Origin of the sequence: Roseomonas haemaphysalidis (genome assembly GCF_017355405.1) — a bacterium.
Classification (GTDB): domain Bacteria; phylum Pseudomonadota; class Alphaproteobacteria; order Acetobacterales; family Acetobacteraceae; genus Pseudoroseomonas; species Pseudoroseomonas haemaphysalidis.
This window is the reverse complement of sequence record NZ_CP061177.1, coordinates 2,641,080-2,655,748: the sequence shown is the minus strand read 5'-3', so window position 1 is coordinate 2,655,748 and position 14,669 is coordinate 2,641,080. Positions and strand designations below refer to the sequence as shown.

General features: G+C 68.7%; 11 protein-coding genes. 5 read left to right on the top strand and 6 right to left on the bottom strand.

Annotated features, from left to right (window positions below):
* Positions 1 to 25: 25 nt before the first annotated feature.
* Both IAI59_RS12285 and IAI59_RS12280 read left to right on the top strand, forming a co-directional pair.
* Positions 26 to 1,288 (top strand): amidohydrolase, encoded by a 1,263-nt coding sequence (locus IAI59_RS12285; protein WP_336512478.1) that lies wholly within the window; start codon positions 26 to 28, stop codon positions 1,286 to 1,288.
* Complete coding sequence (locus IAI59_RS12280; RefSeq protein ID WP_207418424.1) at positions 1,285 to 2,211, top strand: nucleoside hydrolase; 927 nt, start codon at positions 1,285 to 1,287, stop codon at positions 2,209 to 2,211. Before IAI59_RS12285 ends, IAI59_RS12280 begins: the two co-directional genes overlap by 4 nt.
* Before the next feature lie 15 nt (positions 2,212 to 2,226).
* Here IAI59_RS12280 and IAI59_RS12275 read toward each other — a convergent pair whose 3' ends face one another.
* Complete coding sequence (locus IAI59_RS12275; protein ID WP_207418425.1) at positions 2,227 to 5,136, bottom strand: ATP-binding protein; 2,910 nt, start codon at positions 5,134 to 5,136, stop codon at positions 2,227 to 2,229.
* A 1-nt stretch (position 5,137) separates the two neighbouring features.
* Positions 5,138 to 6,157, bottom strand: coding sequence for a TRAP transporter substrate-binding protein (locus tag IAI59_RS12270; RefSeq protein ID WP_237180840.1), 1,020 nt, complete (start codon positions 6,155 to 6,157; stop codon positions 5,138 to 5,140).
* 116 nt (positions 6,158 to 6,273) lie between these two features.
* Between IAI59_RS12270 and IAI59_RS12265 the strand changes: the two genes are divergently transcribed.
* Positions 6,274 to 7,083, top strand: a complete 810-nt coding sequence (locus IAI59_RS12265; protein ID WP_237180841.1) for a glycerophosphodiester phosphodiesterase — start codon at positions 6,274 to 6,276, stop codon at positions 7,081 to 7,083.
* A gap of 26 nt (positions 7,084 to 7,109) precedes the next feature.
* Here IAI59_RS12265 and IAI59_RS12260 read toward each other — a convergent pair whose 3' ends face one another.
* The 4 genes from IAI59_RS12260 to IAI59_RS12245 all read right to left on the bottom strand — a co-directional run bounded on the left by IAI59_RS12260 (position 7,110) and on the right by IAI59_RS12245 (position 11,209).
* Entirely contained in the window at positions 7,110 to 7,397 is a 288-nt protein-coding gene (locus tag IAI59_RS12260) for a hypothetical protein (protein ID WP_207418429.1), read from the bottom strand.
* 14 nt (positions 7,398 to 7,411) lie between these two features.
* Positions 7,412 to 8,776 (bottom strand): HlyD family type I secretion periplasmic adaptor subunit, encoded by a 1,365-nt coding sequence (locus tag IAI59_RS12255; protein ID WP_207443805.1) that lies wholly within the window; start codon positions 8,774 to 8,776, stop codon positions 7,412 to 7,414.
* The gene (locus tag IAI59_RS12250) at positions 8,773 to 10,560 is read right to left on the bottom strand and encodes a type I secretion system permease/ATPase (protein WP_207443803.1); all 1,788 of its coding nucleotides are present in this window, start codon (positions 10,558 to 10,560) and stop codon (positions 8,773 to 8,775) included. The genes IAI59_RS12255 and IAI59_RS12250 overlap by 4 nt, the downstream gene beginning before the upstream one ends.
* Before the next feature lie 211 nt (positions 10,561 to 10,771).
* Entirely contained in the window at positions 10,772 to 11,209 is a 438-nt protein-coding gene (locus IAI59_RS12245) for a GtrA family protein (protein ID WP_207419936.1), read from the bottom strand.
* 125 nt (positions 11,210 to 11,334) lie between these two features.
* Between IAI59_RS12245 and IAI59_RS12240 the strand changes: the two genes are divergently transcribed.
* Positions 11,335 to 12,927 (top strand): ABC transporter substrate-binding protein, encoded by a 1,593-nt coding sequence (locus IAI59_RS12240; protein ID WP_207419937.1) that lies wholly within the window; start codon positions 11,335 to 11,337, stop codon positions 12,925 to 12,927.
* Between the two features lie 140 nt (positions 12,928 to 13,067).
* Positions 13,068 to 14,669: an ABC transporter substrate-binding protein gene (locus IAI59_RS12235; protein ID WP_207419938.1), complete on the top strand. Its 1,602-nt coding sequence runs from the start codon at positions 13,068 to 13,070 to the stop codon at positions 14,667 to 14,669.

Below are 14,669 nucleotides of genomic sequence, written 5' to 3'. Positions count from 1 at the left end.
AGTCTCCGGGCGGGATGGGGGGCGGGTGGTCCGCGAGCGCGCAAACTGCCATGCTGACCGACCCGCCGCAACGCAAGACGCTGCGGGCCAGACCTGTCCAGGACGTCCGATGCCGACACCCGAGGCGCTTGAGCCGCTTGTTCCCGCAATGACCGCGTGGCGCCGCGACCTGCATGCCCATCCCGAACTGGGCTTCGAGGAAAACCGCACCGCCGCGCTTGTCGCGGCCGAGCTCCGCGAAGCGGGGATCGAGGTCGCGGAGGGCCTGGCGGGGACTGGCGTGGTGGGCACCTTGCGCGGCGCACCCGGCAACCGCGCCGTTGCCCTGCGGGCGGACATGGACGCGCTGGCCATGCAGGAGAAGACCGGAGTTCCCTATGCGAGCACGGTCCCGGGCCGCATGCATGCCTGCGGGCACGACGGCCATACCGCCATGCTGCTGGGCGCCGCCAAATGGCTGGCCGCGCGCCGAGGTATCTTTTCCGGCACCGCCCATTTCGTTTTCCAGCCCGCCGAGGAATCCCGTGGCGGCGGGCAGCGCATGGTGGCCGAAGGCTTGTTCCAGCGCTTCCCGGCCGATGCCGTCTATGCCCTGCACAACCTCCCCGGTCTGCCACTTGGCACCATCGCCGTACCCAAGGGGCCGGTGCTGGCGTCCTCGGATACTTGGCAGGTCATATTCCGCGGGCGGGGCACGCACGGGGCCAAGCCACATCTCGGCACCGACGCGATGCTGGCGGCGGCGCAGTTCGTTGCCGCGTTGCAGGCCATCGTGGCCCGGGAGCTGGACCCGATGGGCGTCGGCGTGGTGAGCGTCGGGCACATCGCGGCCGGCGACCCCGATGCGCCGAATGTCATCCCGGCGGAGGTGCTGCTTCGCGGCACCGCGCGTGCGTTGACCGCCGACACCCGCGACCTCCTGGAAGCACGCATCGGCGGCATCGCCGCCGGGATGGCAAGCACCCATTCCGTCGCCGCGGATTATCGCTACACCCGCAGGCTATCGCCCACGGTGAACCACGCGGCCCAGGCGGCGATCATGCACCGGGCCGCTTGCGCGACCGTGGGCGCCGCCGGGGCCCGGGATGATTTTCCGGCCATCACGGCGGGCGAGGACTTCTCGGCAATGCTGGAAGCGCGCCCGGGAGCCTATGCCTGGCTCGGCACCGGCGAGCCGGCGCACCCGGAAGGGTTCCACCACAACCCCCATTTCGATTTCAACGACGCGGCGCTGGCGGCGGGTGCCGCCTTCCTGGCCAGCATCGTCGAAGCGGAGCTCGCGGCATGACCCGCCGCGTCATCGTCGACTGCGACCCCGGCACGGATGATGCGGTCGCCCTGTGGCTGGCGCTGGCGTCGCCAGAGTTGGAGATCGTCCTGGTGACCGTCGCCGGCGGCAATGCCGGGCTGGACCGCACCCTGGCCAATGCCCGCGCCATCCTGGGCCTCGCCCAAAGCGACATCCCCGTGGTTGCCGGTGCCGAACGGCCGTTGCTCGGTGCCTTCCAGGCCGAGGTCAAGGTGCACGGTTCGGATGGGCTGGCGGGGGTGCCATTGCCGCAGGGCCCGGCCGCCACGCCCGGCATCGCCGCCGACGCCATCCGCGCCAGCCTGCGTGCGGCCCCGCCGCGATCGGTGACGCTGCTCGGCATTGCCGCCGCCACCAACTTGGCCCTGGCACTTGCCACCGAGCCGCAGCTGGCTGACCGGGTGGCCGAGATCGTGCTGATGACGGGCGCGCTGGGCGAAGGGAACTGGACCCCCGGGGCCGAGTTCAACGCGGCCATGGACCCGGAGGCCCTGGCGATCCTGATGGCCACCGGCCGGCCAGTCACCTTGGCCACCCTGGACCTGACGGCCCAGGCCCTGGTGACGCCGGACCGGCTTGCGGCCATGGACCGGATTTCCGGTGGCAGGTGCTGGGATGCCTGCCGGCAAATCCTGCATGCCGTTCCGCCGTCGCGGCGGATGGAGCACCGGGGGCATCCGCTGCACGACCCCTGCGCGGTCGCCTGGATGATCCGCCCCGATCTGTTCACCACCCGGCCCGTCGCGGTGCAGGTGGAATGCGGCCATGGACCGGGGCGTGGACGGACACATATCGACCGCTGGGGGCGCAGCGGAGCGCCGGCGAATGCCACGCTGCTGGAAACGATCAGTGCGGATGGCTTCTTTGCCCTGCTGGCGGAGCGGGTGGCTTTGATGCCCTGAGGGGGCGGGGCGGGCCTAGCGATCCTGCGGCGCCACCTCCGCCACGGCGGGGGCATGCGGCTGGGTCAGCACCACCTGAAGGGTATCCTCCAGCACCACCAGCGCCTCGGCGATCCGGTCTTCCACCTCGGGCTGGCCGATCTGCTGGGCCAGTTGTTCCAGCGCCCACACCAGGCGCGCGCCGCCCAGCGTCCGTGAAACGCCTGTCAGGCGATGTACGGCGGAGCGAAGAAAGGCGGCATCGGTCTGCGCCGTGCAAGGCCCGAGCGTTTCCAGGCCGCGCCGTAGCTCCACCATGAACTCGGCCAGCACGGCGGGGGCGGCGGCGCCCAGGTCGTTGGTCATGGCCTCGAAGACCGCGACGTCAAGCAACGGCGGGCGGCCCGCCGTGGCTTCGTGCATGGCCGCCGCCTTGCGGCGGTAGCCGGCGACCAGCCGCAGCAGGCTTTCACGATCGATCGGCTTCGAGAGATGCGCATCCATGCCGGCCTGCCGGCAGGCCTCGATCTGCTCCGGCAGAACGGACGCGGTGACGGCGACGATCGGCAGCAGGTTCTGCGGGGGCGGCAGGGCGCGGATGTGCCGTGTTGCTTCCAGCCCATCCATCACCGGCATCTGCAGGTCCATCAGCACCAGATCGAAGGTCTCGGCCTGCACGGCGGCAAGGGCCGCAGCACCGTCTTCCACCAGCGTGACATGGTGATTCGCGCTGGTGAGCATGGCACGGGCGACGAGCCGGTTGGCCGCCACGTCATCGGCCACCAGCACGCGCAGCGGCGCCTCGCGCACGGCCGGACCTGGGCTGGGGGTGCCGGCTTCGGCAGCCGATGGCCGGCCTGGGGGCCAGGGCAGCTCGGCCGCCGGCAGGGGCAATTCCACCCAGAACAACGCACCGCCGGCCGGCGGGCTGTCGCATCCGATGCGGCCCCCCATCAGAGAGGCCAGCTGCGACGCGATGGCCAGCCCGAGGCCGGTACCGGTGCCAGGCTCGTTGGTGCTGAGCGTGGGCGCCGCGAGCTGCACGAAATCGCGGAACAGCAGGTGCTGTTGCTCCGCCGGCACGCCCGGCCCGCTGTCCTGGACTTCCAGCCGCACGCCACGGCCTTCCAGGGGCCTGACCCGCAGCCAGATCTGCCCGCCAGGTGGCGTGAATTTCACCGCGTTGGACAAGAGGTTCAGCAACAGCTGCCGGAGCCGCATGGCATCGACCATCACCGTCGTCGGCGTGTCGCTGCTGACGTCCATCTCGAAGTGCTGTGACTTGCGCTTCACCTCGGGGCCCATCAGCGTTGCGCAGCGCTCCAGCAACGGGCGCAGTTCCGTCGGCGCGGATCGCATCTCCAATCGCCCGGCAGCGATCTTGGAAAGATCCAGCAGGCCGTTCACGAGATCGAGCAAGTGCCGCGCGGCATCATGCAGCGTCTGCAACTGCTCCCGCTGGTCGGCAATGACGCGCGGGTCGTTCAGCAGCACCTGCGCGAAGCCAAGGATGCTGTTCAACGGGGTGCGCAGCTCATGGCTCATGCGGGCCAGAAACTGGCTTTTGGCCTCGCCCGCCGCCGCCGCCGCGTCACGCGCGGCGGCGAGGTCGTCGATGGTACGCTTGATCTCTGTGATGTCAGTGCGGATGCCGACGGTGCCGCCATCCGGCGTTGCCCGCTCGGTCACCAGCACCCAGCGGCCATCCGGCAGCAAACGCTCCATGGGGCGGTTTTCGCCGCGGTGCCAAAGCCGCATCTCTTCCAGAAAGGCTTCCACGTCGGCGTCCGCCTGCGGGTACTGCCCGAGCTTGAAGCCTTCCCGCATGATGTCGTCGAAATGTGCGCCGGGGGTGATGAAGGACGCGCTGACCCGGTAGAAGTCCTTGTAGCGGCTGTTGCAGGCCACCAGTCGGTCATTGGCGTCCCACATCACGAAGCCATCCGTCATGGAATCGATGGCGTTCTCCAGAGTGGCACGCCAGCGGCTGCGCTCCGCTTCCACCCGTTCGCGCTGCCGCAGCGCGACGATCAAGGTTGCGGCGATGACCAGCACCAGCACCGCGAAGCCGGCGGAGATCATATAGGCGCGCGTCCGCTCGCGATCCCATCCTGCCAGGGCGACGTCGAGCTGCATGCTCACCGCGATCGTCAGTGCGGGATACAGCGTCGGACGCACGGCCGACAACACCGCCGATTGGTCGAAACGGCTGGTCGTCTGGATCACCCTGCCGGCATCCGGCAGCAGCAGGCGTTCGGCGGCGGGGGGGCTGAGCTTGTGGCCAATCAGCGTTTCATCATGCGGCAGGCTTGCCATGAGCGTGCCATCGTCACGCTCCAGCCGGATGCGCAGGCCCGCGCCCTCGCCGCTCACCGCCAGCAGGGTGCTGATGACGGGAATGGGGACCTCGGCCACCGCCATCAGCGGACCCACATGCGGCAGCGACACCCGGCGCGCCAGGAACAAGGCCCATTCGCCCGTCGCTGGGTTGCGGAACGGCCCGCCGATCAGCACCGCACCGGCCCGCGGCCCGCTTTCGAAAAAGGTCGAGATCAGCGAGGTGGGCAGGGGACGACGGCGTGACACGGCCAGCCCGGTGGCCAGCGGCGTGCCGTCCGCCTGCACCAGCAGCACATCGCGAAAGGTGAAGTTCTGATTGTTCAGCTCACGCAACACGCGGTTGATCAGCGCTTGATCCGGGGGGCCATTCGCGGCCAGCGGTGCGAGGATCGCCGGCAAGCCGGCGAGCATGGCATCCACTGAAACGAAGTTGCGGTTCAGGGATGCTTCGACCGCCCGGGCGATGCGCTGGACCGTGTCGGACGATGACGCCAATGCTGCCTCACGCGCCCTGCCGACCAGCAGCGCGGCGGTGACCCATTGCGCCAGCACCAGGGCGACGACCCCGATGATAACAGCCAGGCGCAGCCGTCGCGCATGCGCCATTTCAATTCGCATACGCTGGAATGCCCAAGACCGGACCCAGGTAACGGTTCCAGGCATCAGCACAGTCCGTGCCGCAACGGTCCACCCAGCGTGGCAGCACCGTCTGCGTCAGCAGGCTGCGGCGCCGCGCATCGTCGGCCGGGGTGACCGGCACCAAGGTCATGTTGCCCTTGCGCCCCGTGATGCAGCCGGCCCGGCCGGTGTTGCAATCGATCCCTTCGCCGGTTTCGCGCGCGGCGCCTTCCCAGATGTTGTCTTCCAGTTCAACCAGGCCACGCTGGATGGTGTCTCGCAGATCCGGCGGCAAAGCGTTCCAGGCCTCCTGGTTCGCGCCGAAGACGGACACGCCCCACGTCAGGGCCATGGAGTGGATGTGCGTCGTGACGTCCTGCAATCCAACGGCATTGCCGGACAGGGCACCCGTGACCGCGCATTCCACCACACCGTTTTTGATAGCCTGGACGACGCCTGCAAAAGGGATCACCACCGGTGTCGCGCCCAGGGCCTCGAACATCTCTACCTGGCCGACCGAAGAGGTCCGGATCCGCCGGCCGGCGAGATCCGCCAAGCCGGTGAAGGGGCGGCTGCACCACGTGACCTGGGCGGGGTAGGTGTAGACGGCCAGCAGCTCGATGCCATACCGTTCCTGCAGAATGCGCCGCAGATGCGGGCGATACAGGCGCACCGTCTGGCGCAGGCTGGCGAAATCAGGATTGAGGGCAGGGAGGTCGACGGCGTTGAATTCCGGCTCCTCGGACGACACGATGGCCAGCAGCGCGGTGCCGAACGGCACGACGCCGAGCCGCATGAGCTGCAGCATCTCCTCGGCCCGGAAGCCGGCGCGGTCAAAGGCCGCGATCTCGCCCACCACCTTGCCATTGGTGAGCTCCGACAGGCGGCGGCGCCAGAAGGGTTCCTCGTAGCGCACAAACTGGGATACGTCGGCCAGGCCGCCGATGACCTTGAGGCGAAGCGGCTCGTCAGCCTGTCCGGGACGGGGCGTCAGGCAGGCCAGCAGCATGAACGCCTGCAGCCACCTGGTCCAGGAACGCATAGGCGCCAGACAGCAGGCCAACATCGCCTCATCCCCTCTGCCACAAGTGGCATAACGTTTTAGCGACCGGAGATTACGATATCTTGAGCACGGAACCAACCATTGCCTGCGGGCGCAACGGCACTGACGCGAGCGCTGACAAGGCTGGCGCCCGTGGCCCAGCTTCGCAACATCGGACCCGCATCGTCAGCCACCGGGGCGGCGCCCTGCTGTGGCCCGAGAACAGCGTCGAGGCCTTTCGCAACAGCCTGCGGATCGGCGTCGATGCGCTGGAATGCGACGTTCACCTGTCTTCGGACGGCGTGCCGGTGGTGATCCATGACAGCACGCTGGACCGCACCACCCTGGCCACCGGTCCGGTGGCTCTGCAAAGCGCCGCATCGCTCGTTGCAACCCCATTGCGGGGACATGAGCACGCCACCGTCCCACGCCTGAAGGACGTCGCGGCGCTGCTCCGCGGCGAAACGGCGATGCTGCAGGTGGAGATCAAAGGCGCGGGCCAGCTGGACCTGCTGCGGCGCAGCCTGGACGTCATCGATGACGCGGCGATTCGCCCGCAGACCTCCATCATCGCCTTCGACGTCGCCATCGCGGCGGCCGCAATCCAGGCCGGAGGGTTGGGTGAGGTGGTGTGGCTGTTTGATGCTGCGTCGCTCCGCAGCATGGGGGCGGACGGCGTGATCACGACCGCACGCGCGCACGGTGTGCGGGCCGTTGAAACCGAGATCGGCGCGATCGACGCCGCCCTCTGCCAGGACTTGCGCCGGGCGGGGCTGACCGTCGGTGCCTGGGGTGCCAATGACGCTGCTCGCCTCGGCAAGGCGCTGGAACTCGGGCTGGATCTGGTCGCGACGGACGATCCTGTCCTGGCGCTGCGTCTCCGGCAGGGCTGAGTCCTGCCGGCAACACAGCGTTCTGGTCAGCCGCCGGAAAAGCGGAAGGCACCCGGCATCGCCTCCGCCGAGTCACCCGGCGGTGCCGCCGGGGCAGGCTGTTCCTGCGCCTGCTTCACCTTGGCCTCGATCTGCTTCAACAGCGACAGCATGCCATTGGCCAGCGCGGGAAGCTGGACCACCGGCACCACCAGTTGCCCGCAGGCGACCGGCGAACCGTCCGCCCGGGTCTGCGCCAGGGTGATCCGGGCGACGCCAAAGTTGACGCTCGCTTCCAGGATGCCGTCCGCGAAGATAGTGGGTTGGTCGACCATGCGGGTTGCGGGTCCTATTGTTCGCGGAAGGCGCGGTGGAAGCTGTCCAGCACCGGCTGGATCATGTAGCGCAGGAAGCTGCGGCTTCCGGTCTGGATCTGGGCCTCCACGGGCATGCCAGCCCGCAGCTCCACGTTTTCCAGCCGGGCCAGCTGGTCCTGGTCCACGGTGATCTGCACGCGGTAATGGCTGGCGCGCGTGCGGTCGTCCATGGACACGTCGCTCGCCACATAGGTCACGTGGCCATGCAGGAACGGCACCAGCCGCTGCTTGAAGGCCGGCAGCCGCACCTCGGCCTGCAGCCCGGGGTAGACCACGTCGATGTCGCTCGGCGACAACTGTACCTCCGCCACCAGGCGGTCATGCGACGGCACAAGCTCCATCACCGGCTCGCCCGCGCGAACCACGGCGCCGAGGTTGAAGAACTTGCTGTTCATGACGGTGCCGTCTTCCGGCGCCACGATCTCGCGGCGGGTGGCGACATCCTGGGCGGCCCGCAGCTTCTCATCCGCATCGTTCAACCGGGACCGCACGTCGCGTGCCTCAGTCGAGATCTCGGCACGGCGCTGGTCGCGGGTCTGGATCATCTGGCTGCGCGCTTCCCGCGCGCCGGCGGCGGCCTTCTCGGTCTGGCCCAGCAGATCCTGCAGGTTGCCTTCAAAGGCGGCGGCCTGCCGTTGCAGCCCCAGCAGGCGGGGCATGCGCTCCAGGCCCTGGGCCACCAGCGTCTTGACGTCCTGCTCCTCGCGACGGATCAGCTCGAGCTGCCGCCGCTGGCTGCCGATCTGCGCCTGCGCGGAGGAGGCGGTCGCCTCCTGCTGCGCCGCGCGGGCTTCCAGCACCTGGATCTGGCTGTTCAGGCTGGCCTGCCGGGCCGCGAACAAAGTGCGCTGGCCGGTCATCGCTTCCAAGCCACGGGCGTCCGTGGTGCCCAGCAGCTCCGCCGGAAAGGCGATGTCGCCGGCCCCCTCGTGCTCCGCCTGCAGGCGGGCGAACTGCGCCAGCAAAGCCCAGCGCTGGCCACGCAATGTTTCCAGGCTGCTGTCGGACTGCACCTCGTCGAGGCGCATCAGCACCTGGCCGGCCTTCACCTGGTCGCCATCGCGCGCCAGGATCTCACGGACGATGCCGCCTTCGAGATGCTGGATGGTGCGGCGGCTGCCTTCGCTGCGGATCTGGCCGGGGGCGATGGCGGCCTCGGCCAGCGGCGCCAGGGTGGACCAGGCGGCGAAGCCACCCATGAACAGCACGATGGAGCCGATCCCCAGCATCATCGGGCCCGAGGTGCGGGGCCGCTTCGGCAGCACCGGTGCCGCCACCAGCGGCGGCAGGTTGCGGCGGTCCGTCAGGGCGCCGGAGGGAGAAGTGGTTACGCTCATGCCGCGCCTCCAGGCGCCAGGCGCCCTGCCGGGGTGAGTTGGGTGGACGGCGCCGTGGCCGCCGTGGTGGCGGAGGCCGGGCGCGGCGGCGGCATCAGCCGGCGCAGCACCTCGGCCCGCGGCCCGAACATCTCGGCCGCCCCGTCACGCAACAGAAGAACCTTGTCGACGCCCTGCACCAGCGCCGGGCGGTGCGACACCAGGACCACCGTGGCACCCTGGCTCTTCAGCGTGTCCACGGCGCGCTGCAGGGCGGCCTCGGCGTCGCCGTCGAGGTTGGAATTCGGCTCGTCCAGCACGACCAGCTTGGGGGCGCCGAACATGGCGCGCGCCAGCCCGACCAGCTGCCGCTGGCCGCCGGACAGATGCTGCCCGCCTTCGCCGATCTCGGTGTCGTAGCCCTGCGGCAGGCGCAGGATCATGTCGTGGCAGCCGGCCAGCATGGCGGCGGCGAAGACGTCGTCGGGCTCGGCCTCCGCCATGCGGGCGATGTTCTGGAACACCGTGCCGTCGAACAGCTCCACGTCCTGCGGCAGGTAGCCGATGTGGCGGCCGAAATCCTCGCGCTTCCAGGTGAAGACGTCGGCGCCATCGAGCCGCACATGGCCGGTGGAGGCGGGCAGGGTGCCGATCAGCATGCGGATCAGCGTGGTCTTGCCGGCCGCCGAGGGGCCGATGATGGCGAGGCTCTCGCCCGGTTCCAGCGAGAAGGTCACGCCCTTGATGATGGCCGTGGTCTGGCCGGGAATGCCGTAGGTGACGCGCTCGACGCTGACGTGGCCGAGCGGTGCGGGCATCGCCAGCCCGGGCGGGCGGATGCGCGGCATGGACAGGAATGCCTTCAGCCGCTTCAGCGCCTGGCGGCTTTGCACCAGGCCCTTCCAGCCGCCGATCAGCTGCTCCACCGGGGCCAGGGCGCGGCCCATGATGATGGAGCCGGCGATCGAGGCCCCCGAGGTGATTTCCTGCTGCAGCACCAGGTAAGCGCCTACGCCCAGCACCGCCAGCTGCACCGCGAGGCGAAAGAACTTGGTGGAGGACAGCAGGATCGCCGCCCGGTTCGCCGCCTTCTGCTGGGGGCCGGCGATCTGGTCGACGCCGGTCTGCCAGCGCTGCATCACCGCCCCGGCCATGCCCATGCTGTCGATGACCTCGGCATTGCGGGCAATGGCATCGGCCCGCCGCTGCGCCGCCTGCGCCGCCGTGTTGGCCTGCCGCAGCAGGGCGGAGGTCGAATACTCGTTCAGCAGCGTCAGGCCGAACAACAGCACCGCGCCCGCCAGGGCGATCATGCCCATCACCGGGTGCAGCAGGAAGATGGCGGCCAGGTAGATGGGCACCCAGGGGACATCGTAGACCGCCAGGGCGCCCGGCGAGCTGACCCAGGACCGGTACACCGCCAAGTCCCGCAGGGCCTCCATCCGGTAAGGCCGGCCGCGCAGCTGGGCTTCCAGCGCCCGCTCGAACCCTTCCGGCGCAACGCGGGCCTCGACCCAGCTGGCGATGCGCTGCATCACCTGGCTGCGCACGGCTTCCAGCACCGCCAGCAGCAGGATGGCCCCCAGCGCGATCAGCGTCAGGAACAGCAGCGTATCGAGGCTGCGGGTGGCGAGCACCCGGTCGAACACCTGCATCATGTAGATGGAGACGGTGAGCTGCAGCAGGTTCACGACGCCGCTGAACAGCCCGACAGCCGTGAATTCCCGGCGGCAGGCGCCGATCGCCCGGCTCAGCGGATTATCGGCCGACACTTCCGGGCCAGGCTGGCGGTTCAGGAATGACATGGGGTTTCGCACAGCTGGCGAGGGGCATACAGGGGCACAATTTTCATCCCGTGCAAGGAAGCTACAGTATCGCGCAAAACGAGGCAGTTCTCATAGGGCAATTATCACAAACACCGGATCAATATCGTTATCAAGCCGAAGCTCTGCCATACAGGTCATAATAGAGGATTGCGTGAAGCATCATTAATATATGACCCAGCATGGCCAAGCATCACTGTGATGTCTTAAAGACAAAGCGCCTGCTCAGCAGGAAATTCCCAGCCAGTCCGGCAATCGAGCCGGCGGCGATCGCGATAACAGGGTGCGCCGCGGCCATCGGCCAGCCTGCGACGAGCACGGCGTAGGTGCCGTAATTGCAGACGAACCCCAGCAGGTTCACCGCCAGGAACATCAGCCATTGCCGCCCCGGCCGGCTGCGATCAGCGCTCCGAAAGGTCCAGGCGCGGTTCAGCACCCAATTGGCCGAAGCCGCCGCGAGGTAGGACAACACCCGGCCGCCGTACAATCCGGCCCCCAGCGCCAGCGCCAGATATAAGGTGGCGGTGTCGACCACGAAGCCCAGGGTGCCGACCACGCCGAAGCGCAGCAGTTCCGCCAGCAGCTTGGCGTGAGCCGGTGGCAGGCGGGACAGCAGGCGATGCGGCAACATGGGGCGGCCCATAGGCGCAGCCGGCGGCGCTGCCAAGCCGGGGGCCGCGATTCCCCCCTTGCGCGTGCACCGGGGCTCGGCTTCCCTCGCCACCCCATCCAGTCCCTGCGGGAGAAACCGACCGAATGTTGAGACGCCAGTTGTTCAGCGGCGCCGCCGGCGTCGCGGTTGCCTCCTCCCTGCCGCGCTTCGCCATCGCGCAGCGTGGCAATGCCCGGACGCTGCGCTTCATCGCCCAGTCGGACCTCGCGGTGATCGACCCGATCATCACCACGGCCTACATCAGCCGCAACCACGCCTATCTGGTGTGGGACACGCTGTACGGCATGGACGAGAACTTCCGCGCCCAGCCCCAGATGGTGCAGGGCCACACGGTCGAGGATGACGGCAAGCGCATCACCATGGTGCTGCGCAGCGGCATGACCTTCCATGACGGCGAGCCGGTGCGTGCCGCCGATGCCGTGGCGTCGATCCGCCGCTGGGCGGCCCGCGACGCGCTGGGGCAGGTGCTGTTCGCGAGCCTGGACGACCTGTCGGCCACCGATGACCGGACCTTCGTGTTCCGGCTGAAGAAGCCGTTTCCGCTGCTGTTCGAGGCGTTGGCCAAGCCATCCACGCCCGTCTGCTTCATCATGCCGGAACGCCTGGCACGCACCGACCCCGGCACGGCGATCCGCGAGGTGGTCGGCTCTGGCCCGTTCCGCTTCAAGGCGGACGAGCGGGTGCCGGGCAGCAAGGTGGTATACGAGAAGTTCGCCGGCTACGTGCCGCGGCCGGACGGCACGCCGAGCTGGACTGCGGGCCCGAAGGTGGTGCATTTCGACCGCGTCGAGTGGAGCACCATCCCCGACGCGGCCACCGCCGCCGGTGCGCTGCAAAGCGGTGAGATGGACTGGTGGGAACAGCCGACCGGCGATCTGCAGCCGGTGCTGCGGCGTTCGCGCGACATCGTCATCGAGAACCAAGACCCGACCGGGCTTTGCGGCATGGCCCGGTTCAACCACCTGAACCCGCCTTTCGACAATCCTGCGATCCGCCGGGCCCTGCTCGGCGCGGTCAACCAGGAAGACTTCATGACCGCGGTGATCGGCACCGACAAGTCGCTGTGGCGGGACGGCGTCGGCATCTTTCCGCCCGGCACCCCCCTGGCGAGCGATGCCGGCATGGAGGTGCTGACCAGCCCGCGTGATTACGACAAGGTCAAGCGTGACCTCGCCGCCGCCGGCTACAAGGGTGAAAAGGTGGTCCTGCTGGCAGCGGCGGACTTCCCCTCCCTGAACGCCTTGGCGCAGGTCGGCCGCGACATGCTGGTGAAGTCCGGCGTCAACGTCGAGTTCGTGTCCACCGACTGGGGCAGCGTGGTGCAGCGCCGCGCCAGCAAGGAGCCGGTGGAGAAGGGCGGGTGGAGCATGTTCTTCACCTTCTGGGCCGGGCTCGACATGTTCAACCCCGGCGTGCAGCAGGCCCTGCGCGGCCACGGCCAGGCCGCCTGGTTTGGCTGGCCGACGGCGCCGAAGCTGGAAGAACTGCGCAACGAATGGTTCGAGGCGAGCGACGCCGCCGCGCAGAAGGCGATCGGCCGGGAGATCCAGCTCCAGGCATTCCGCGACGTGCCCTACCTGCCGGTCGGACAATACTTCCAGGCCACCGCCTACCGGCGCGACCTGACCAACGTGCTGAAGGGCCTGCCGTTGTTCTGGAACGTCCGGCGAGGCTGACGTTCCGAACTGCTGTTTTCTTGGGCAGCCGCCCGGGGGCGCGCGTGGCGCGGGGATGGATGCGGTGACTGGCACGGCTCGTGCTTGGGCACCGCAGGCCCGCGATCCGCGACGCCGCCCCGAGCGAGGATGACGCAGCGATGGAAAGAAGGTCGTTCCTGAAGGCTACGTTGGCCGGAAGTGCCGCCACGGCGCTCGGCGGCGTGGCGGCGCCGGCCCTGTCGCAGGGAGCCGCGGCACGCACCCTGCGCTTTGTGCCGCAGGCGAACCTGGCGAACTTCGACCCGATCTGGGGCACGCAGTACGTCGTGCGCAACGCCGCCCTCCTGGTGTGGGACATGCTTTATGGCCTGGACGAGGCCATGGTGCCGCAGCGCCAGATGGTGGAGTCCGAGGAGGTTTCGGCTGACGGCCTGGTTTGGACCTTCAAGCTGCGCCCGAACCTGCGCTTCCACGATGGCGAGCCGGTGCGGGCGCGGGATGCCGTGGCCAGCCTGAAGCGCTGGGCGGTGCGCGACCCGATGGGCCAGATGATCCTGGCCATCCAGAACGAGCTCGTGGCCCTGGATGACAGCAGCTTCCGCTGGTCGCTGAAATCTCCCTACCCGAAGATGCTGCTGGCGCTGGGCAAAACCAACTCGCCATGTTCCTTCGTGATGCCGGAGCGCATCGCCAGGACCGATCCCTTCGCGCAGATCACGGAATACGTCGGCTCCGGCCCCTTCCGTTTCGTGCGGGACGAATGGGTGCCGGGCGCCCGCGCCGTTTTTGCAAAATTCGACGGCTATGTTTCGCGCGACGAAAAGCCGAGCTGGATGGCCGGCGCCAAGCGGGTGCTGGTGGACCGGGTGGAATGGGCCGTGATGCCGGACCCCGCCACAGCCTCGGCCGCCTTGCAGAACGGCGAGGTGGACTGGTGGGAAAACCCGATCTCCGACCTCGTGCCGGTGCTCCGCCGCAACCGCAACATCGCCGTCGACATCGCCGATCCGCTCGGCAATGTCGGCGTGTTCCGCATGAACCACCTGCACGCCCCGTTCAACGACGTGCGCGCCCGCCGCGCGGTGCTGATGGCGCTCAGCCAGGAAGACTACATGCGCGCCCTGATGGGCGACGACCAGACCCTGTGGCAGGAGATGGGCGGCTTCTTCACCCCCCGCACGCCGCTCTACACCGAGGAGGGTGGCGGCATCCTCAAGGGCCGTCGGGACATCGACGGCGCCAGGAAACTGCTCGCCGAGGCCGGCTATGATGGCAGGCCGATCACCCTGGTGGTGGCGCAGGACCAGCCGATCACCAAGGCCTTCGGGGATGTCAGCGCCGATCTGCTGAAGCGCCTTGGCATGAACGTGGACTTCGTGGCGACCGACTGGGGCACCGTCGGCTCCCGCCGCGCGCTGAAGACACCGCCGAGCCAGGGTGGCTGGCACATCTTCCACACCTGGCACGCCGGTGCCGATTGCGTCAGTCCCGCGTCCTATACAGGCTTGCGTGCCAACGGCGACAATGCTTGGTTCGGATGGCCAAAAAGTGACGCGGTGGAAAACGCGCGAAACGAATGGTTCGCCGCCTCGGGACTTCCCGCGGAACAGGCTGCGGTGAGCAAGATGAACGCCGCCGCGGCCGATTTCGGGCTCTACGCGCCAACGGGATTCTTCTTGTCCTACCAGGCTTGGCGTAAGAACATCGCCGGAGTCGTGAAAGCGCCCGCGCCGTTCTTCTGGGGCGTTTCCAAAACCTGA